The following is a 20,487-nucleotide window of genomic DNA, read 5'->3' on the forward strand; positions in this document are numbered from 1 at the left end:
AATGTCGATCAATGTCTGAAACCCCAAAAAGTCAGATCGTCCCGTCTGACCTGATTGCCTTGGTAATCCCTATGTTCTTGTAATAGTTGACTGGCTAATTCTTGCATCGGCAACGCCTGATAACGCAGCAGGAGTTCTTGTAGCCGACGCTTGCCAAACACAATCTGTCGTTCACCGCCGATTTGGTCGATCAGACCATCGGTGGTGGTAAAAAAGAGATCGCCGCGGTCCAGAGGTATTTGATGGCTGGGCCACAGATAATCGTATGGTGTGTCGGTGTAACCGACGCCCATACGGTCAACCTCGAGCGCGCTCATCTGATCGGTTTGCTGCTTAATGATAAAGGCAGGCATCCGGGCGCTGGCCCAGGCGAGCGTGTTTTGTGTGGTATCGCAGAAGATCAGAATGGCATCGCAACCATCATTGGAGGATGACAACTGCCGGCCCTCACTGCGTTGACCAAGAGTATCCTTGATATGGCGGTTGATTGCCTGTAGCAGCAAGGCTGGTATTTCCGGCCCATGCAGCGTCAGAGCCTGTTCCAGCGCAGAAGCGAAAATCAGTGTCATAAAGGCGCCGGGAACGCCATGCCCGGTACAGTCAACGATGACGGAGAGCCAGCCATTTTTATACGTCTTGAAGTAGTAACAGTCACCGCCGACGCAGTCCCTGGGTTCCCATGCCAGGCAGCAGTCTGCCAGTGAAGCGGACATTGCCTGTCGGGAAGGGGTCAGCATCGCTTCCTGAATCACTCTGGCATATTCGATGCTTTGCATGATCTGCTGATGCTGTTGTGATTGCATATCGGAAACCGCTTTTATCAGGTCGATACCTAATCCAATACCGATATACTGCTCGTTTTCCGTAATGATAAAACCATCCGTCAGGGATTTGTCCCCGGTTATGACGGTCTGCGCCGCTACATCATTCAACGGTGTTGAGGCGTCGACAATCAGCGGATTTTTATCCATAAAGGCAATGCAGCTTTTTTTATCGTACAGCTCATGGAAAAAAGGGCGGGACATCTGAGACATGAAGATATGGCGGTTGATCAAGCCAAAAGGTCGACCGTTTTCTACGACAGGCAGGCTTACCAGTTCCTTGTTTTTACTGAAAAGCTGTAACACTGCGGCGTTATCGATCTCAGGGGAAACGCCTGGTGCCGGGATGCAAAGATCCAGAGCCTTCGGGGGCCCCCAAATTCCTTGTTGAGTGCGCGTAACAGATAAATAAGTCATGGTTATCTTAGAAGGCTAATCGTCCTTGGCATAAAAAGTAGACGATTTTTATGACCGAATTATGACACTGCATACGGCTGGCGTATCATGCCATCGCCGGGTTTGCGATTGTCTTCCAATTTGGCGTGTTTTATTACGTACTTTCCATAGAAAACGTTTGTGGGCTACGTGTTATATTTCCGGCAAATTGGATGGACTTAGTGTGTTATTGGTCCTGCCAATTAATGGTTGTGGTAGAGGTCTGAAGAATGAGCTGGGTGGTGTGCGGTTATATCAGCAAATTGGCGGCAACATCCACGCAGAAATTCTGAATGGAAAATATCAGATTGGCGATCGCCCGTCTCCTGAACGTGATATCGTCGAAGCCTTTGGGGCCAGCCGCAGCGCGGTGCGCGAAGCGTTGATCCGGCGTTAAAGCGCACGCTATTTCCTGAACTGGAACAGGAATAAAACGAACCAGTCTCATGGAGAAGGTTTGTTCATAATTATAACCTATGTCAATGATTTAATAGCAAAACCTATACAGCCAGCAGGCACTGAGGCATTATAGAACCAATGCCGGGTAGTCTGCTGGCAGAAAGGATATTTTATCACTCACTGGCGGCATTCGAATAAAGCAGTTTCGGAAATACCCGCCATTTAAAAAATCGGGTTGGTATAGGTTATGAAAAGGATATTTAATTCACTGTTTGTGGTTGTTTTTGTTTGTTTTGCTACCCTGGCGAATGCGACGGAAAATCTGCCTAACATTGTAATTCTGGCAACCGGAGGGACGATTGCAGGTTCGGCGTCCGCCAACACACAAACTACAGGTTATCAAGCCGGTGCCTTGAGCGTGGATACGCTGATTGATGCCGTACCGGAACTAAAAACGCTTGCCAATATTAAAGGTGAACAAATCTCCAATATTGGCAGCGAGAATATGACCAGCGATGTTTTGCTGAAATTAAGCAAAAGGGTCAATGAACTGCTGGCCCGCAGTGATGTGGATGGTGTCGTCATCACGCATGGTACGGATACGCTCGATGAATCCCCTTACTTTCTGAACCTGACGATAAAAAGTGACAAACCGGTTGTTTTCGTAGCGGCTATGCGTCCGGCGACGTCGATCAGCGCTGATGGCCCGATGAACCTGTACAATGCGGTTAGCGTCGCAGCAGATAAAAATGCGCGTAGTCGGGGTGTCATGGTGGTGCTGAATGATCGTATCGGTTCAGCCCGTTTTATCAGCAAAACCAATGCTTCTACGCTGGATACTTTTAAAGCGCCGGAAGAAGGCTATCTGGGCGTGATTATCGGTAACAAAATCTATTTCCAGAATCGTCTGGATAAAATTCATACCACTCGCTCTGTATTTGATGTCACCAATCTGGAAAAACTGCCCGCAGTTGATATTATTTATGGTTATCAGGACGATCCTGAATATATGTATGACGCGGCCATTGCGCATAGCGTGAAAGGCATTGTCTATGCCGGTATGGGGGCTGGAAGTGTTTCTAAGCGCAGTGATGCCGGTATTCGTAAGGCAGAAAGTAGAGGTATTGTCGTGGTTCGCTCCAGCCGTACCGGTAGCGGCGTTGTGCCGCCGGATGCTTCCCAGCCAGGGCTGGTTGCTGATTCGCTTAACCCGGCTAAATCACGTATTCTGCTGATGCTGGCGTTGACGAAAACCACCAATCCGGCGGTGATTCAGGAATATTTCCACACATACTGATAGTTGTATGTCAGATTCAGATAAAGGTGATGGCCCCGTTATCTTTGGCGGGGCTTTTTCTTCAATAAGCGGCTTTCATATTAGCGAATTTTATCGGTATGATTCACCTCTCAAAATAGTGGGTAACCCGGTAGCAGAATCATAATATTCAGAACGGGCTTGGTGAAAATAAGGATACGTCATTAGATGACACAACCCATTTTTATGGTGGGTGCCAGAGGTTGTGGTAAAACCACGGTAGGAAACCAACTGGCACAGGCGTTAGGATATGACTTTGTCGATACTGACCTTTTTATGCAGCAGATCAGTAGCATGACGGTCGCGGAAGTCGTGGCGCAAGAAGGATGGCATGGTTTTCGTCAACGGGAAAGCAGGGCATTGCAGGATGTGACCGTCCGCAGTCGTGTGATTGCCACTGGCGGCGGTATGGTGCTGTCAGAATCGAACCGCCGCTTTATGAGCGACATGGGTTCGGTCATTTATCTCCACGCGCCTGCTGAAATACTGGCCCAGCGTCTGGAAGTCAGCCCGCAGAATCATCAGCGTCCTACCCTGACTGGGCGGCCTATCGCGGAAGAAATGGCGGATGTGCTGGCTTCCCGCGAGGCGCTCTATCGTGGGGTCGCTCATCATGTCATTGATGCGACACAAGATCCGCTGGCCATTGTGGCGAGTATTATGCGAATTCTGCGCCTGTCGGCAGCATAATCCTTCCCATCGCATTGTGTTTCTCTGAATTGGCAAAATAATCGCCAGTTGATGTTACCGGCAGCCCACTTTCGTTGAATAGATAGTGACAGCGGTTCTGCTCTCCTTTTAAGATGAATTTTCTTGATTTTTCGACTATAGGTGCCGCGCTATGCTGAAGGTAAACGAGTATTTTGCAGGGAAAGTGAAATCTATTGGTTTTGACAGCGGCAGTATTGGCCGCGCCAGTGTTGGGGTCATGGATGAGGGAGAATATACGTTTGGCACGGGTCAGGCTGAAGAGATGACGGTGATTAGCGGAGCGCTGAAAGTGTTGTTGCCAGGTGCGCCTGACTGGCAGGTATTTATGCCAGGCGATTCGTTTTTTGTCCCGGCGCAGAGTGAATTCAATTTACAGGTGGCGGAATCCTCAGCCTATTTGTGCAAATATCTGTAGTCATCTATTTTTGATGTAGTCTTTTATTTGATGCTGCTTTCCGTGATTGGCGTAAAGCAGCTTTTTTTATCATTATGGTTCAATTTTGTATATAAGTTAGCGGGTTATATAAATGCCTGTGATAATTAATTGCGATGGGCTGTGTGGTCATACCGCCTGTTTTGGTTAAAAATGAACCACCTCTTTCCTCATAATATAGCTTTTTATTATAAAGAAGAATAAGTTGTATCTACTGACACTATTCCGGTTTTTAATAAAGTAAACTAATATTTTGTTACGAATTGGTTGTTAAGTATTTATCTTTGCCTTAAATGTAGTGGAATATATTAATTTTTTCTTATTAATTTCCTGATAAATCACTGTCATGATCTGTGAGCTATCTCAAGTTTTGCTTTATTGTGCCGTTATGATTTGCATAACTTTCTTTGCTAAGAGTTTCCTATGCTGAAGACGACACGAGCCCGAATTTTGGCAGCCTGTACTGCGATTGTTGTACTCTCTCTCTCAATAAACTCTTTTCTTAATTACACCATAGCAAATGACTCTAATGATGAGTCCATCGACAGTATGCTGCACGCGGTGGCGAGCAGCCACAGCATGGCAATTGGCGAGTGGGTGGAATCTAAAACCCAGATGATTACGTCACTCTACGATAGGGTGCGGGTGGATGATGAACCTATCCCTGTGTTTAAACAGATTGCCGCCGCAGGCGGGTTTATCAACGTTTACATGGGATACGCTAATAAAACGTCGAAATTTTCTGACCCCGGCGGCATCCCCGCCGATTACGATCCCACTGTCCGTCCCTGGTATAACCAGGCCGTGAAGGAAGGAAAACCGCTGGTCACCGCCCCTTATATCGATATGGCGACCAATACGTTGGTTGTCTCGTTCGTGGCTCCGGTGCTGGATGGCAGCACGGTTAAAGGCGTGGTGGGCAGTGATTTGTCGATGCAGAGCGTGATTGAAAACGTGAAGTCGATTCATCCAACACCTGCCAGTTTTGGCGTGTTGATTGCTCAGGATGGCATGATCATCGCGCACCCTGATGAAAAGCTCACATTAAAGAATATCACTGAAATTGCACCAGGGATTAATCTGAGCGCGTTGATGACGGCAACGCGTCCGCTAGCCGTTGATGTCGACGGCATAACGAAACTGGTTCTCGCCCAACCCATTCGCGGGACTGACTGGTATGTGCTGGTGGCGCTGGATAAAGCAGAGGCTACAGCGGGTATGCGTTCTTTGCTATTTACCTCCGTTGGTACGCTGCTGTTGATTGCTTTACTGGGTTCGCTGGTGGTTGGGTTTATTATTACCTCAACGCTAAGACGTTTGCTGCTGATTCGTGATGCAATGGATGATATCAGCAACGGTAACAACGATCTGACACAGCGCCTGCCTGATGAGGGGCATGATGAGGTGGCTCAGATAGCACGTTCATTTAATATCTTTATCGACAAACTCAGCCAGGTGATGATTCAGATCCGCGATATCAGTTCCTCGTTACAACTGGCGGCGGATGAAATATCAGCCGGAAATAATGACCTGTCGTCACGCACCGAGTCTGCGGCTTCCAGTATTCAGCAAACGGCGGCGGCGTTAGAGCAGATTTCCGCAACGGTGACGCAATCCGCCAGCTCTGCTCAACAGGTTAATGAGAAGGCACAGCTGCTGGCCAAAGATGCGGGTACTGGCGGGAAAGTGGTGTCTGACGTGATTGTGACGATGGACGATATCGTGGTCGCGTCGGGTAAAATTGGCGATATTATCGGCGTGATTGACGGCATTGCCTTCCAGACCAATATTCTGGCGCTGAATGCGGCGGTGGAAGCGGCCCGTGCCGGTGAGCAGGGACGCGGTTTCGCAGTGGTTGCGGGGGAAGTCCGCAATCTGGCGCAACGTAGCGCCCAGGCCGCGAAAGAGATTAAAGGCCTGATTGAATCCACCGTCTCCAGCGTGACATCCGGCTCGACTCAGGTGCATCAGGCCAGTAATACCATGAAGGAGATTGTTGGTGGGGTATCGACAGTAACGGCGGTAATGTCTGAGATCACTCATGCGGCGGATGAGCAAATGCGTGGTATTCATGAAATCAACAAGGCGGTAGCGCAGTTGGATTCAATGGTGCAACAGAATGCGGCATTGGTTCAGGAATCTGCGGCGGCGTCTGCGGCATTGCAGTCTCAGGCGGAAGATCTGAATTCTGTCGTAGGCCATTTTAAGGTGTAGGTAAGATGCCCACCGCCGCCAGTTGCAGCGGTGGGCTAATGTCTGGCCGTGTCGGGGAGGTAATACGCGTTAGCGTTGCGCCTCTCCGCCTAATGCTTCAATCAGGTTGCTGATTAGCGCAGCCAGTTCACTGGTCATCAAAATAAAATCGGCATCGAAGCGTTGAGCGAAATCATCGCGATCAATATCATCATTTTGTTCGCGCAAGGTATCGGAAAACTTCAGTCGTTTCAGCGAACCGTCATCCGACAGCACCAGTTGAACCCGCTCCTGCCAGTCCAGCGCCAGTTTGGTGACCAGCTTGCCAGCTTCAATATGCACGGCAATTTCGTCACTAACCAGATCCTGTTTTTTGCAACGTATAACGCCGCCATCTTCCAGAATGGCTTTCAACTCGGCTTCATCTTGTAAGGCAAAACCAGCCGGTGGTTCACCGGAACGCACCCATTCAGTCAGCGTCAGCTCTATCGGATTTTCCATCGTCAGCGGCACCACGGGTAGCGAACCCAACGTTTTACGCAAGAGCGCCAGCGTGTCTTCCGCTTTTTTGGCGCTGGCGGCATCAACCATAATCAGGCCATTGACGGTATCAATCCATAACCAGGTTTGGCTGAAACGGCTGAATGCCCGCGGCAGCAGGCTATGCAGCACTTCGTCTTTCAGGGCGTCTTTTTCGGTTTTTTTCAGCTTGCGATGTTGTTCCGCTTCCAGCCGCTCAATTTTGGCTTGCAAGGTCTGTTTAATCACCGGCGAGGGTAGGATTTTCTCTTCTTTACGGGTACAGATAACGATCTGCCCGTTAACAACGTGCGTTAAAGCATCGCTATGGGAGCCCATTGGCGACACCCAGCCACTTTTCATCATGTCCTGACTGCCGCACGGCGTGAAAGCAAAAGCGCTTAACTGTTTTTCCATCTCATCCGCAGATAAAACGCTTTCCCGGCTTAAGCGGTAAATCATTAAATTTTTAAACCACAGCATGGCGTTATCCCTGACTGGGCGTGCTGGTTTGCACGCAGGTTCATTGATGCAGCGCGCATGATAACGAATTCAGCCGCCTTGTGTAGAATAAAATAAGATTATTCATCGGCTATACCGCAAACTCCGGCGCTAACCGGCTGATGCCCAAACCGTTAACCTTCGAGACCTTAATCTGGACGGGGATACGTTCTTTCATGGCCTCCACGTGACTGATTACCCCAATGGTTTTCCCCGATGCATTGAGGTTATCGAGGGCATCCAGCGCGGTGTCCAGCGTTTCGGCATCCAATGTGCCGAAGCCCTCGTCCAGAAACAGCGAGTCGATACTGGTTTTATTACTTACCAGATCGGAGAGGGCCAGCGCCAGCGCCAGACTGACCAGAAAACTTTCCCCACCAGAAAGCGTTCGCGTATCCCTTACCGCGTCAGCCTGCCAGGTATCCACGATCTGTAACTTCAACTCGTCATTGACCTGACGTTGCAACAGATAGCGGCCATGCAGCCGGGCAAGTTGCAGGTTAGCCAGATACACCAGATGATCCAACGTCAGCCCCTGAGCAAATTTGCGGAATTTGTCGCCTTTTTGTGAACCAATGAGTTCGTTCAGGCAGCTCCAGTCATCACAGTGTTGCTGGCTTTGGGCGATTTCGGCCAACAGCGCCTGTTGATTTTGGCGGTGACGTTGGTCAGAGGTTAATTGCTGACGAATTTCCCCCTGCTGCTGAAGGTTGGCTTTCAGCTCGTTACTTAATTCGGTCAGCGTTTGTTGCATAGTGAGCGGGGTCGCCTCTGTTGCCAGCGTTTCAGGTCGTTGTTGCTGATGTAGGGTCAATAACTGATCAGCCTGTTGATAAAGCGCGGTAGTCTGTTGCAGTTGCTGATAAAGTTTTTCTTTCCAGTCGTGCAGTTGGTTACGTTCCTGCTCATCAAGTAATGCACGTTTAAATGCCGCTTCATCAGCGAAAATACTGTGCTGTAAAGCCTGGGCGAAAGATTGTACTGCCTGCTGGTGCAAAGTGGCCACGCGGGTTTGCGCCTGCTGAACGCTGGCTAACTCACCGCTTAAGCGATGCAGCGCTGATTCTGCCTGTTGACGCTTTTCCTGTGCCTGTCGGCCAGCCTGTTCGTATTGCTGGCTGTTCAGGCGAAGCTGGTTGCTGATATCCGCCGTTTGTTGGTCACCGAAAAGTTGTTGCCGCCGTAACTGAGATTCTTCCAGCATTTTTATGTGCAAGGCCTGCTGTTGCTGTAATGTCAGAAGCTGTTGTTCCGTATCCTCAATAGCTTTTGTGAGATGCTGGCGTTCCGCTTCCAGCGCCACTCGTTGGTTTGATAATTGTTGTTGTTCCTGCTCGGTATCCTTCCATGTTTGCCATTCTTGAGCGCGTTGCGTCAGCCAGCCTGCTTGCTCCGCCGTGTCCGGCACGGTTAGGGCGAAACCTGCCAGCGTTTTTTCCATCGTCTGCTGATGCTGTGTCTGTTGTTCCCGCGTCTGTTGCAGAGATTGTCGCAGTTCAGACTGGGCTTTTTTCAGCGTTTGCTGTTGCTGAGTATTCAACGCTATTTGCTGCTCGGTCTGTTGCAGCAAGGCATTAGCACTGGTCAGTGAATCCTTACTTTCCTGCCATTGCCGTTGAGCCTGTTCACAAACCGAAATCTGCTGTTGAAGATGTTGTTCCCGTGTTTCACATTGCGCCAGCCACTCGGCTATTTCGGCTGCTTGTTCGGGAGCATAATCCCCTTGTAAGCGCTTACTGACGTCTTGCCACTGTTGCAGCAACGTCTGGTATTCCTCATCAAGATGGGCGAGATCATTCTGCTGCTGTTGATTTTGTTGTTGTAATGACGCCAGACGCGCTTCGGTATGGGCCAGCGTGTTTTCCAACTCGCTGACGTCCTGACGCAACTGTAATAAGCGTTGTTCAGTTTCCGACGGTTGCAGCGCCTGATAGCGTTCAATCGCCGGATGGTGAGTGGAGCCGCATAAAGGGCACTCTTCGCCAGCCTGTAGTCGGTTCCGTTCCTTTTCCAACTGTACGATGCGTATTTCCAACTGATGGCGTTTATCTACATCGGCCAGGTGCCGGCGACGTTGTTCTGCCTCCTTGCGTTGCTGTTCACGCTGACCTTCCACCTGTTTGATCTGTACTTGTAGTTGTCCTCGCTGGGTTTTCAGTTGCTGTTGGCGGGCCGCAAGCTGTTGGAATAACGCACTGGTGGTGGCTAAAAGCTGGCGATCGGGCCGCAGCGCAATAGACTGGTTAAGTTGCTGATGCAGAACGGTAATTGGTTGCTGTGCTTGCTGTTCCTGAAAGGTGTGCTGGTGGTGTGTGAATTGCTGTTGTGCATGACTAACTTCACGTTGTTGTTCCGCACGTTGCACGGCTAGTTGCGCCGCATGTTGGTTCAGTTGTTTTGACTGCTGCTCATACTGTTCCTGTCTTTGGTTCAGGTTCGCCAGTTCATGCTCAAGTTGCTGTTGCCGCTGAAACTGGGCCTGCCACAGAGAGAGGTGTTCCCCCCAGTGTTGATGATGCAGGTGTTGCTGACGATAGCCCCGGAGTTGCTCAAGTCGCTGTTGAGTGGACTGATGCTGCTGGTCTGTTTGCCTCAGCTTTAGCCGATCGGTTTGTTGGCGTGTCAGCGTGCGTTCAAGCTCTTGCTGTTGTTTTACTCTCTGTTGTTGCAGGGTTTGGATCTGGTGATCCAGCGGAATGACATGTTCACTGATCAGCGTCTCCTGTTGCTGGCGATAATCAGCGTAGTGACGCCATTCTTGCATGGCTTTCTCTTCTTGCTGGCGTAACGCTTCCAATGCGTTTAGCTGTATTTTCTGCTGTTCCGTGAGGCTGGCAATCTGCTGTAACAATGAAGCGGACTCCAATTGGTTACGGTCTCTGTCCTGCTGGAGTGGTCTGAGTTTTTCAGCCGGTTCATTTTGCGCCAGTCGTTCAAGCATTGGCTGTGCCTGCTGGATGGCCGTTTCTGCCGCTGTGAGCTGTTCTTTGCCGATGGTCAGCGATCGCTGGTACTGAGCCAGTTGTTCAAACCAGCGTTGATAAGTCAGCACGTGTTCGCGTTCGGTAATCAGCGTCTGCTCCTGCTGTGTTAATGATGACAGTTGCGTTTCCAATAACTGGCGCTGTTCGCTATTCAGCAGTTCAATTCCCGCAGCCCGTGCCTGCAACGTATCCAGCGCAATTTTGGCCTGTTTGTGCTGATTGAAAACACGTTCGGAAATCAGCCCGTAAATATCCGTGCCGGTTAGTTCTTCCAGCAACTCAGCGCGTTCATTGGCATCCGCATTCAGAAAGGCGGCAAATTGCCCCTGCGACAGCATCATAGAGCGGGTGAAACGACTAAAATCCAGCCCGGTGATATCGGCGGTTATCTCCAGTTTTTCAGTCAGTTTTTCACACAGGATTTTACCGTCATCGATACGTGCCAGTTCGGCTTTTGGGGTTTGCAGGTTGCCATCAGGAGAATTTCTGGCTCTGCGTTGGCTCCAGAACGCACGATAACCGATGCCTTTGACCTCAAACTCCACTTCTGCCAGACATTCCGCTGTGTTGCGGGTCATGAGTTCATTCTGGCTGGCGGAAATATTTTTCAGCCGTGGCGTTGCGTGATACAGCGCCAGGCAGATGGCATCAAGCAGCGTGGTTTTTCCCGCGCCCGTGGGGCCGGTAATGGCAAATAAACCGTTGCTGGCAAAGGGCTCCTGGGTGAAATCAATTTTCCATTCACCTTTCAGGGCATTGAGGTTTTTTAACCGCAGACTGAGTATTTTCATTCGACGCGCTCACCATCTTCCAATTCATCAATAACCTGATCAAATAGCGTGCGCACGCGCTGTTGCTGGCTCTCTTCCAGATCAGTGGCGGCTGCCAGTCGGCGCTCAAAAACGTCATGCACCGTCAACTCGTTCAGTGTTTCTTTCTGCTGCCGGACTAGCGCCTGCCGGTGTTGTTCACGTGCGCGGCGTAGCAGCAGCACCTCGACGGGCAAACCGTCGGTCAGCGCCTGAATGCGTTTTTGTATATCGCTCAAATAATCCTGCGTAGTGATTTCAATATCCAGCCACACCGGTTTCTCACCCTGATAATGGTTAAAAGCGGCGAGTTGGCGTTCTATATCAGCCATATTGCCTTTGATAAGCTGCATTGGCTGGATAACCGGAATAGGGAGAGCTTCTATCGTCGGCGGATTATCCGGTGCAAAATTGACCAGGTAAACGGATTTTTCACTACTTAACTCATCAAAGCTCAGTGGAATAGGGGAACCGCTGTAGCGAATATGGGCGCTTTTCGTCACGCGCTGTGGGCGGTGAATATGGCCGAGAGCAATATAGTCTGCCGGAGGAAAAGCCTGCGCCGGAAATGCATCCAGCGTACCGATGTAAATGTCACGTACAGAGTCGGAGGCGGTGACGCCGACGGTCGTCAGGTGTCCGGTGGCAATGATGGGTAATGGCAACCCCAATATATCGCGCTTCTGACAGGCCAACTGATAACACCGCTGGTAATGCGTGGTGATGGCTTCCAGCAACGCCTGCTGTTTTTCATCGCCGGATTGCCCTGCCTGGCTGGTCATCAGATCACGCGGACGTAAAAAAGGAATGGCGCACAGTATGGCGCCGGGCTGCCCATGACGGTTTTCCAGCACACGGATCTGTTTGTCGAGGTTGCCATCGGTGCCAGCAATCACCTGCGTATTCAGACAGGCCAGCAGATCCCGTGATTCGTTTAACGTTGCGACAGAATCATGGTTGCCCCCTAATATCGCTAACTGGCAGCCGGTACGCTGTAGATCGACAATAAAACGGTAATACATTTCCCGTGCATAACTTGGCGGCGAACCGCTATCAAAGATATCTCCTGCTACTATTACTGCATCCACCTGATGCTGTTCGACCTGAGCGATAAGCCAGTGCAGGAAGGATTGGTGTTCAGATGCGCGGCTCTTGGTATAAAAATACTGCCCCAGATGCCAGTCGGCGGTGTGAATAATACGCATGGAACTCCCTGAGCGGTGTAATCGCGATGCTGTTGATTATAAACAGACACAAGGTTAACTGTCGTTGCGGAAACGTAAGTTTGGAAAGCGACTCGAAAAAATGCTCCCGGCGTTTTTTTTACTCGCCCCATCCGTGGGGCTCGCCTTATAGGCCGTCACGATGTGACGTTGAAAAAACGCTCCCGGCGTTTTTTTTACTCGCCCCGTCCGTGGGGCTCGCCTTATAGGCCGTCACGATGTGACGTTGAAAAAACGCTCCCGGCGTTTTTTTACTCGCCCCGTCCGTGGGGCTCGCCTTATAGGTCGTCACGTTGTGACGTTGAAAAAACGCTCCCGGCGTTTTTTTCATAAATCTGTCACAAAACTGACGCATAATGCTCTGCGCATGTTAACGGCGATGATGACTAACGACAGGATTAACAATGGCAAGACGCATATTGGTCGTGGAAGATGAAGCACCGATTCGTGAAATGGTATGCTTTGTACTGGAGCAGAATGGTTATCAGCCAGTCGAAGCCGAAGATTATGACAGCGCGGTAGCACAATTGTCAGAACCTTTCCCTGAACTGGTGTTGCTGGACTGGATGCTGCCAGGCGGATCGGGTTTGCAATTCATCAAACATATGAAGCGTGAGGCGCTTACGCGTGATATACCGGTCATGATGTTGACCGCCCGCGGTGAGGAAGAAGATCGGGTTCGTGGGCTAGAGGTGGGCGCGGATGATTACATTATCAAACCGTTTTCGCCTAAAGAACTGGTGGCTCGTATTAAAGCGGTGATGCGCCGCATTTCACCGATGGCCGTTGAGGAAGTCATTGAAATGCGTGGGTTAAACCTCGATCCTTCCTCTCATCGGGTGACGTCGGAAGAAATCTCGCTGGATATGGGGCCAACGGAATTTAAACTTTTGCACTTCTTTATGACGCACCCTGAACGGGTTTACAGCCGCGAACAGTTGCTGAATCACGTGTGGGGTACTAACGTTTATGTAGAAGATCGCACTGTTGATGTTCATATCCGCCGGTTGCGTAAAGCGCTGGAAACCAGCGGTCATGATAAAATGGTGCAAACCGTTCGAGGAACGGGATACCGTTTTTCAACGCGTTATTGAAGGTTGTTGTACCGGAGAAACATTAACGTGCTAGAACGTCTATCATGGAAGAGGCTGGCGCTGGAGCTGGCTTTGTTTTGCCTGCCCGCGTTTTTACTGGGACTGATCTTCGGCTATCTGCCCTGGTTTCTTTTGGTCGCCACTCTGGCGACGCTATGCTGGAGTTTTTATAACCAGCTTAAACTCTCTTACTGGCTGTGGGTCGACCGCAGCATGACACCCCCTCCCGGACGCTGGAGCTGGGAACCGCTGTTTTACGGCCTTTATCAGATGCAACTGCGCAATCGCCGGCGTCGGCGTGAACTGGCGTTATTGATTAAGCGTTTTCGCAGCGGCGCCGAGTCGTTGCCGGATGCCGTGGTGATTACCACCGAAGAAGGCACTATCTTTTGGTGTAATCATTTGGCCCAACATCTGCTCAGTTTGCGCTGGCCTGAAGATAACGGACAGAATATCCTCAATTTACTGCGTTACCCTGAATTTGCCAGTTATATGAAAGGACAGGATTTCAGCCGCTCATTGACGCTGCAACTAAACAACTCCCACCATGTTGAGTTCCGCGTGATGCCTTATTCAGAAGGGCAACTGTTGATGGTTGTACGCGACATTACTCAGATGCACCAGTTGGAAGGAGCCAGACGTAACTTTTTTGCCAATGTAAGCCATGAGCTGCGAACACCATTAACCGTGCTGCAAGGGTATCTGGAGATGATGCAGGACGAAACGCTGGATGACTCTCTGCGCAGTAAAGCCCTGAATACCATGCAGGAGCAGACGCGACGTATGGACGGGTTGGTAAAACAGCTTTTAACCTTGTCCCGTATTGAAGTGGCGGGGGCAATCGATCTGAATGAGAAAGTCGACATGCCGCTGATGATGCGTGTATTGCAGCGTGAAGCTCAGGCATTGAGTCATGGCCGCCATGATATCGTGTTCCGCGTAAATGAGGATCTTCAGGTTTTTGGTAATGAAGAACAGTTGCGCAGTGCGGTTTCCAATCTGGTGTATAACGCGGTTAATCATACGCCGGAGGGGACGCGCATTGAAGTTTGCTGGCAGAAAATTCCACAGGGCGCGCAGTTTCAGGTCAGCGACAACGGGCCGGGGATAGCAGCAGAACATTTGCCTCGGTTGACGGAACGTTTTTATCGCGTCGACAAAGCGCGTTCACGGCAGACTGGCGGCAGCGGGCTAGGGTTGGCGATTGTTAAACATGCGCTCAGTCACCATGATTCGCGCCTGGAGATCATGAGTGAGGATGGTTTGGGTTCACGTTTTATGTTTACGCTGCCGAATCAGTTGATTGTGCCCGCCTCCCTGGCTGAGAATACCGTGAAACCCTCAGTCTGACGGAAAACCCTATTCATGAAATCCGCCGTTAATATCGTGGGCGCTATTTTATTGCTGTTCAGCGTTTTCAGCATGGCGCAACCGCATCAAATACTGATGGGCAATCTGTCCAGTGCAGGTTCGGATACCTTAGCTAACCTGATGTCTTTCTGGGCGGCGGATTTTCGCCAGTATTACCCCAGCGTGAATTTGCAGATTCAGGCCGCAGGTTCATCTTCCGCGCCAACTGCTCTTGCATCGGGGGCCGCGCAACTGGGCCCTATGAGCCGTGCGATGAAAACCAGCGAGATCGATGCTTTTATACAGCGCTATGGCTACCCGCCGCTGGCAGTACCGGTGGCGATGGATGCCCTGGTGGTGATGGTTAATCAGGATAACCCGTTGCCGGGTCTGAGTTTATCGCAACTGGATGCGATTTTTTCCATTACCCGGCGCTGCGGCGGTCATAAACCGGTAAAAAACTGGCACGATCTGGGGTTGAGTGGCAACTGGGAAAAGCGTTCGCTACTGCGTTATGGCCGTAATTCTGCATCAGGAACCTACGGGTTTTTCAAGCAACGGGTACTGTGTGGTGGTGATTTTTTGCCTCAGGTTAACGAACTCCCCGGTTCCGCTTCCGTCGTACAGGCTATCGCGGCATCAACCGATGCTATTGGCTACGCCAGCGTTGGATTTCGTACCAGCGCGGTAAAACTGGTGCCGTTGGCATCAAAAGATACGGATTATATTTTCCCCTCTACCGAGAATATACGCAGCGGGCTTTATCCTTATACCCGTTATCTTTATATCTACGTGAATAAAACCCCTGGCCGCCCATTGGACGCGCTGGTCGCTGCTTTTTTGGATCGTGTGCTGTCGGATGCCGGGCAGGCATTGGTCAGTCAGGATGGTTATTTGCCGTTGCCTGAGGAAGTGCTCCGGTTGACTCGTCTTCAGCTTGGTCTGGGCGCAATAGAAACCATTGCTCACCAGTGAATCTGGACTTATCTATAAAATGAATTTTCTTCATGTAAAGTGAAAAATCTTCCATTGTCCGCTGTAAGCGCGCGTGACAGGATGCTGATTAAATATAGACGGCCAGATGTCTGAATGGTTTGTCGTTATGCGGTAAGCTGGCCAATATTCCATCACAATATTATCTATTGGCCATCGTGCTTTCAGTGCGCAGGCCGGTGTCCAGGAGCGATCATGGCTAAAACACGTCCCCCATTCCGTGCCGATGTCGTCGGCAGTTTGCTGCGCCCGGCGGCGATTAAACAGGCCCGTTTACAGTATCAATCCGGTGAGATTGATGCGTCACAGTTGCGTAAAATAGAGGATCAGGAAATCCTTCGGGTGGTAGAACGGCAGCGGGAAACGGGTTTACAGGTGGTAACCGATGGCGAGCTACGTCGCGGCTGGTGGCATTTTGACTTCTTTGCGGAGTTGAACGGCGTTGAACGCTACGAATCGGAAAAAGGGATTCAGTTCCACGGCATCCAGACGAAGTCACATAGCATCAAAGTCACAGGGAAAGTGAGCTTTAATCCACAGCATTCTATGCTGGAAGACTTCCGTTACCTGAATAGCATTTCAGGTGATGTGGCGGCTAAAATGACCATTCCCAGCCCCAGTGTGTTGCATTTCCGTGGCGGGCGTAAGGCTATAGACAGCCAGGTATATCCTGATCTGGCTGCGTATTTTGACGATCTGGCGCAAACCTGGCGTGATGCGATCCACGCATTTTATGACGCTGGCTGCCGTTATCTGCAACTGGATGACACCGTATGGGCTTACCTGTGCTCCGACGATCAAAAGCGTCAGATCCGTGAGCGGGGTGAAGATCCTGAGCAACTGGCGCATATTTATGCCGGGGTGTTGAATAAAGCGCTGGCAGGTAAACCCGCCGACCTGGTGATTGGCCTGCATGTGTGCCGTGGTAATTTCCGCTCTACCTGGATTTCGGAAGGTGGATACGAACCGGTAGCGAAAACGCTGTTTGGTGAAGTTAACGTAGATGCTTTTTTCCTGGAGTATGATACCGAACGGGCAGGGGGCTTTGAGCCTTTACGCTTTATTAAACCGGGTCATCAACAGGTGGTGCTTGGGTTGATTACCAGCAAAAATGGCGAATTGGAAAACGTGGAAAGGGTACAGGCACGTATTGCCGAAGCTGCGAAGTTTGTTGATATCAACCAGCTTTGCCTTAGCCCGCAGTGTGGTTTTGCCTCCACTGAAGAGGGGAACACTCTGACGGAAGAGCAGCAATGGAGTAAGCTCAGGCTGGTTGTTGATATTGCCGGCCAGGTTTGGTGATAGGCCAGTCTGGCTATAGATAGCATGGGAGCCGGATCGTTTGATTCGGTTTTTTATGATTGAAGCATGCATCATATGCGGTATTTTATCTTTTTATTGCAATGTATTGTCGATACATGCACGAATCATGTATAGGATAATTTTCGATAAACATTCTTATATACTAAAAAAATACTCCGAATTAGTTAAAAACTCTGCTTTTTAGACTGAGGCTTGTCTTTTTTCGCTATAAACGTTTTACTTATGCCCCAATATGGCTGTGCGCCAAAAATATAACCCCTATATACTCGTCATACTTCAAGTTGCATGTGCGTTGGCTTTCCTCGCTCACCCCAGTTACTTACTGGTGTAAGCTCCTGGGGATTCTCTGTGTTGCCGCGTTACGAGGCTCATGAAAGAGACTCGCCCATAAAGGGTCAACGCTCTTCGTTGTTCAAAACGACAGCGTTTTGTCCTGCAACTCGAATTATTTAGAGTATAGATCTGCAAACTGTCCAAATTTGTCATGTACGGACGGTGATTAGCAGCACGGTTTTTCTTCTTACTGATGGATACAGGCAACACGACATAATTATGAGTCATCGTTTAACTTCCAAAGATATCATGGCATTAGGCTTTATGACCTTTGCCTTGTTCGTCGGTGCGGGGAATATTATTTTCCCACCGATGGTGGGCTTGCAAGCGGGTGAGCACGTCTGGATGGCCGCGGCCGGCTTTCTGCTGACCGCTGTGGGGTTGCCGGTACTTACCATTATTGCGCTGGCGCACGTCGGTGGCGGTATTGATGCATTAAGCGCCCCGATCGGGAAAAAGGCTGGCCTGGTATTGGCGACGGTCTGCTATCTGGCCGTTGGCCCGCTGTTTGCTACGCCGCGCACCGCCACGGTATCGTTTGAGGTCGGACTGGCGTCGTTGGTGGGTAATGGCGCTACCCCGATATTGGTTTACAGCCTGATCTATTTTTTGATCGTTATCGGTATTTCATTGTACCCGGGAAAACTGCTGGATACGGTCGGACATGTGCTGGCTCCGTTGAAGATAGCCGCTCTGACGGCTCTGGGTATTGCTGCGGTATTGTGGCCTGCCGGTTTACCCATTCAGGCGGTTGAAACCTACCAGCATGTGCCTTTCTCTAATGGTTTTGTGAATGGCTATCTCACTATGGATACCCTGGGGGCGTTGGTTTTCGGCATTGTTATCGTCAATGCCGCACGTTCTCGCGGGGTGGAGAGTCCGGCACTACTCACCCGATATACCGTGTGGGCAGGGTTGATTGCCGGGGTTGGCCTGATGCTGGTGTACCTGAGCCTGTTCAAGTTAGGCGCGGGAAGCGGCGTGCTGGTGCCGGAAGCTCAAAACGGAGCGGAGATTCTGCATGACTACGTTCAACATACTTTTGGCAGCATGGGAAGTCGTTTCCTGGCATTGCTGATCTTTATTGCCTGTATGGTAACGGCTGTTGGCCTGACTTGCGCCTGTGCCGAGTTTTTCTCGCAGTATCTGCCGTTTTCGTACCGTACGCTGGTGTTTGTGTTGGGTGGTTTCTCCATGGTGGTGTCAAACCTGGGTTTAAGCCATCTGATCCAGCTTTCCATCCCGGTGCTGACGACAATCTATCCCCCTTGCATCATTCTGGTGTTGCTGAGTTTTACGCTGCGCTGGTGGAATAATAGCTCGCGTATTGTGGCCCCGGTCATGTTAATCAGCCTGTTATTCGGCATTATAGATGGTATAAAATCGTCGACTTTCAAATCGCTGTTGCCAGAGTGGAGCCTGAACCTGCCGCTAGGTGAACAGGGGCTGGCTTGGTTGCCGCCATCATTGTTGATTTTGCTGGCAGCGGCTATTTACGATCGGCTGTGTGGTCGTCAGGAAGTCACGGTACGTCAATAACACTGTGAATTTTTGATTTATACACCACAGGCAATTGCCTGTGGTTTTTCATTTTAAACAGGTTGCTTATCTATGGAACAACAATCCACTAAGCTCAAGCGTGGGTTAAGTACGCGGCATATCCGTTTTATCGCCTTGGGATCGGCGATCGGAACCGGTCTTTTTTATGGTTCGGCCAGCGCCATTCAGATGGCGGGGCCCAGCGTTCTGCTGGCTTATCTGATTGGCGGGGTTGTCGCCTATATCATTATGCGGGCGCTGGGTGAAATGTCGGTGCATAACCCACAGTCTGGCGCCTTCTCTCGTTATGCGCAGGATTATCTCGGGCCACTGGCGGGCTACATCACCGGTTGGACTTACTGCTTTGAGATGTTGATTGTTGCCATTGCCGATGTCACCGCTTTTGGTATTTACATGGGCGTATGGTTCCCGGCGGTTCCCCACTGGGTATGGGTACTTAGCGTGGTATTGATTATCGGCGCGATTAACCTGATGAATGTGAAAGTATTCGGTGAGTTGGAGTTCTGGCTGTCCTTTATCAAAGTCGCCACCATTATCATCATGATCGTAGCGGGGATTGGCATTATCGTCTGGGGGATTGGCAACGGGGGTGAACCGACAGGCATTCATAACCTGTGGACCAATGGCGGATTTTTCAGTAACGGTGTAATGGGGATGATCTTCTCGTTACAGATGGTGATGTTTGCTTATGGCGGGGTGGAAATTATCGGTATTACTGCCGGTGAGGCTAAGGATCCGCAAAAATCGATTCCACGGGCCATCAACTCCGTTCCCTGGCGCATTTTGGTGTTCTATGTGGGTACGCTGTTTGTGATCATGTCGATTTACCCTTGGGATCAGGTTGGCACCAACGGCAGCCCGTTTGTGCTGACATTCCAGCATATGGGTATTACCGCCGCTGCCGGTATCCTGAATTTTGTGGTGATCACCGCCTCGTTATCGGCTATTAACAGCGATGTGTTTGGCGTTGGCCGTATGCTGCACGGCATGGCGGGACAAGGCCATGCGCCGAAAGTCTTTACTCAGGTTTCCAAACGAGGGATACCGTGGGTGACGGTTGTGGTAATGATGTCGGCGCTGCTGGTTGCGGTATATCTGAATTACATTATGCCGGGCAAAGTTTTTCTGGTTATTGCGTCGCTGGCAACCTTTGCCACCGTTTGGGTATGGATCATGATCCTGTGTTCCCAAATCGCGTTTCGCCGCCGCCTGAGCCGTGATGAAGTGCAGGCGCTGGCGTTCCCATTGCGCGGCGGTGTGGCAACGTCCGTATTCGGCATTATTTTCCTGTTGTTTATCATTGGATTGATTGGTTATTTCCCCGCTACCCGCATTTCCCTTTATGTCGGCCTGATCTGGATTGCATTGCTGCTGCTGGGGTATGTGATTAAGAAAAAGCGTCGGTGTGGCGCAGAAATTCAGGCCGAGGCGAGTAAATAACAATCTGAGAGCGTAAAAAAGCCGGTTCTGAAAGGAAACCGGCTTTTTATG

At 50.4% G+C, this 20,487-nt stretch carries 15 protein-coding genes; 11 read left to right on the plus strand and 4 right to left on the minus strand.

Translation table 11 applies throughout. The features are described from left to right. Window positions 1–8: 8 nt before the first annotated feature. A complete protein-coding gene (locus tag BIY29_RS01175) occupies window positions 9–1,238 on the minus strand; it encodes a SpoIIE family protein phosphatase (protein ID WP_121573013.1) in 1,230 nt (409 codons plus the stop codon). 202 nt (window positions 1,239–1,440) lie between these two features. Between BIY29_RS01175 and BIY29_RS01180 the strand changes: the two genes are divergently transcribed. The 5 genes from BIY29_RS01180 to BIY29_RS01200 all read left to right on the plus strand — a co-directional run bounded on the left by BIY29_RS01180 (window position 1,441) and on the right by BIY29_RS01200 (window position 6,328). Then, complete coding sequence (locus tag BIY29_RS01180) at window positions 1,441–1,653, plus strand: GntR family transcriptional regulator (RefSeq protein ID WP_420808397.1); 213 nt, start codon at window positions 1,441–1,443, stop codon at window positions 1,651–1,653. A gap of 249 nt (window positions 1,654–1,902) precedes the next feature. After that, window positions 1,903–2,952 (plus strand): type II asparaginase, encoded by a 1,050-nt coding sequence (locus BIY29_RS01185; RefSeq protein ID WP_121573015.1) that lies wholly within the window; start codon window positions 1,903–1,905, stop codon window positions 2,950–2,952. A gap of 186 nt (window positions 2,953–3,138) precedes the next feature. Next, the gene (aroL, locus tag BIY29_RS01190) at window positions 3,139–3,660 is read left to right on the plus strand and encodes a shikimate kinase AroL (protein ID WP_121573017.1); all 522 of its coding nucleotides are present in this window, start codon (window positions 3,139–3,141) and stop codon (window positions 3,658–3,660) included. A gap of 151 nt (window positions 3,661–3,811) precedes the next feature. Continuing rightward, a complete protein-coding gene (ppnP, locus tag BIY29_RS01195; protein WP_121573019.1) occupies window positions 3,812–4,096 on the plus strand; it encodes a pyrimidine/purine nucleoside phosphorylase in 285 nt (94 codons plus the stop codon). A 441-nt stretch (window positions 4,097–4,537) separates the two neighbouring features. After that, the gene (locus BIY29_RS01200) at window positions 4,538–6,328 is read left to right on the plus strand and encodes a methyl-accepting chemotaxis protein (protein WP_121573021.1); all 1,791 of its coding nucleotides are present in this window, start codon (window positions 4,538–4,540) and stop codon (window positions 6,326–6,328) included. A gap of 69 nt (window positions 6,329–6,397) precedes the next feature. Here the strand turns inward: BIY29_RS01200 and rdgC are convergent, their stop codons facing one another. The 3 genes from rdgC to sbcD form a co-directional block, all read right to left on the minus strand. Next, a complete protein-coding gene (rdgC, locus tag BIY29_RS01205) occupies window positions 6,398–7,309 on the minus strand; it encodes a recombination-associated protein RdgC (protein ID WP_121573023.1) in 912 nt (303 codons plus the stop codon). A gap of 109 nt (window positions 7,310–7,418) precedes the next feature. Continuing rightward, on the minus strand, window positions 7,419–11,102 hold the full coding sequence (locus BIY29_RS01210) for an SbcC/MukB-like Walker B domain-containing protein (RefSeq protein ID WP_121573025.1): 3,684 nt from the start codon (window positions 11,100–11,102) through the stop codon (window positions 7,419–7,421). Further along, entirely contained in the window at window positions 11,099–12,325 is a 1,227-nt protein-coding gene (gene sbcD / locus BIY29_RS01215; protein ID WP_121573027.1) for an exonuclease subunit SbcD, read from the minus strand. The genes BIY29_RS01210 and sbcD overlap by 4 nt, the downstream gene beginning before the upstream one ends. A 422-nt stretch (window positions 12,326–12,747) precedes the next feature. Between sbcD and phoB the strand changes: the two genes are divergently transcribed. The 6 genes from phoB (at window position 12,748) to proY (ending at window position 20,436) form a co-directional block, all read left to right on the plus strand. Then, window positions 12,748–13,437: a phosphate response regulator transcription factor PhoB gene (phoB, locus tag BIY29_RS01225; RefSeq protein WP_121573031.1), complete on the plus strand. Its 690-nt coding sequence runs from the start codon at window positions 12,748–12,750 to the stop codon at window positions 13,435–13,437. A 27-nt stretch (window positions 13,438–13,464) separates the two neighbouring features. After that, complete coding sequence (gene phoR / locus BIY29_RS01230) at window positions 13,465–14,787, plus strand: phosphate regulon sensor histidine kinase PhoR (protein ID WP_121573033.1); 1,323 nt, start codon at window positions 13,465–13,467, stop codon at window positions 14,785–14,787. Window positions 14,788–14,802: 15 nt separating this feature from the next. Further along, window positions 14,803–15,762, plus strand: coding sequence for a PstS family phosphate ABC transporter substrate-binding protein (locus tag BIY29_RS01235; RefSeq protein WP_121573034.1), 960 nt, complete (start codon window positions 14,803–14,805; stop codon window positions 15,760–15,762). A gap of 213 nt (window positions 15,763–15,975) precedes the next feature. After that, window positions 15,976–17,082, plus strand: a complete 1,107-nt coding sequence (locus BIY29_RS01240) for a cobalamin-independent methionine synthase II family protein (RefSeq protein WP_121573036.1) — start codon at window positions 15,976–15,978, stop codon at window positions 17,080–17,082. A gap of 573 nt (window positions 17,083–17,655) precedes the next feature. Beyond that, window positions 17,656–18,975, plus strand: coding sequence for a branched-chain amino acid transport system II carrier protein (gene brnQ / locus BIY29_RS01245; RefSeq protein ID WP_121573038.1), 1,320 nt, complete (start codon window positions 17,656–17,658; stop codon window positions 18,973–18,975). Window positions 18,976–19,047: 72 nt separating this feature from the next. Beyond that, on the plus strand, window positions 19,048–20,436 hold the full coding sequence (proY, locus tag BIY29_RS01250) for a proline-specific permease ProY (RefSeq protein ID WP_121573040.1): 1,389 nt from the start codon (window positions 19,048–19,050) through the stop codon (window positions 20,434–20,436). The last annotated feature ends 51 nt before the right edge of the window (window positions 20,437–20,487 follow it).

It is taken from the genome of Brenneria alni, from assembly GCF_003666245.1.
Taxonomy (GTDB): Bacteria; Pseudomonadota; Gammaproteobacteria; order Enterobacterales; family Enterobacteriaceae; genus Brenneria; species Brenneria alni.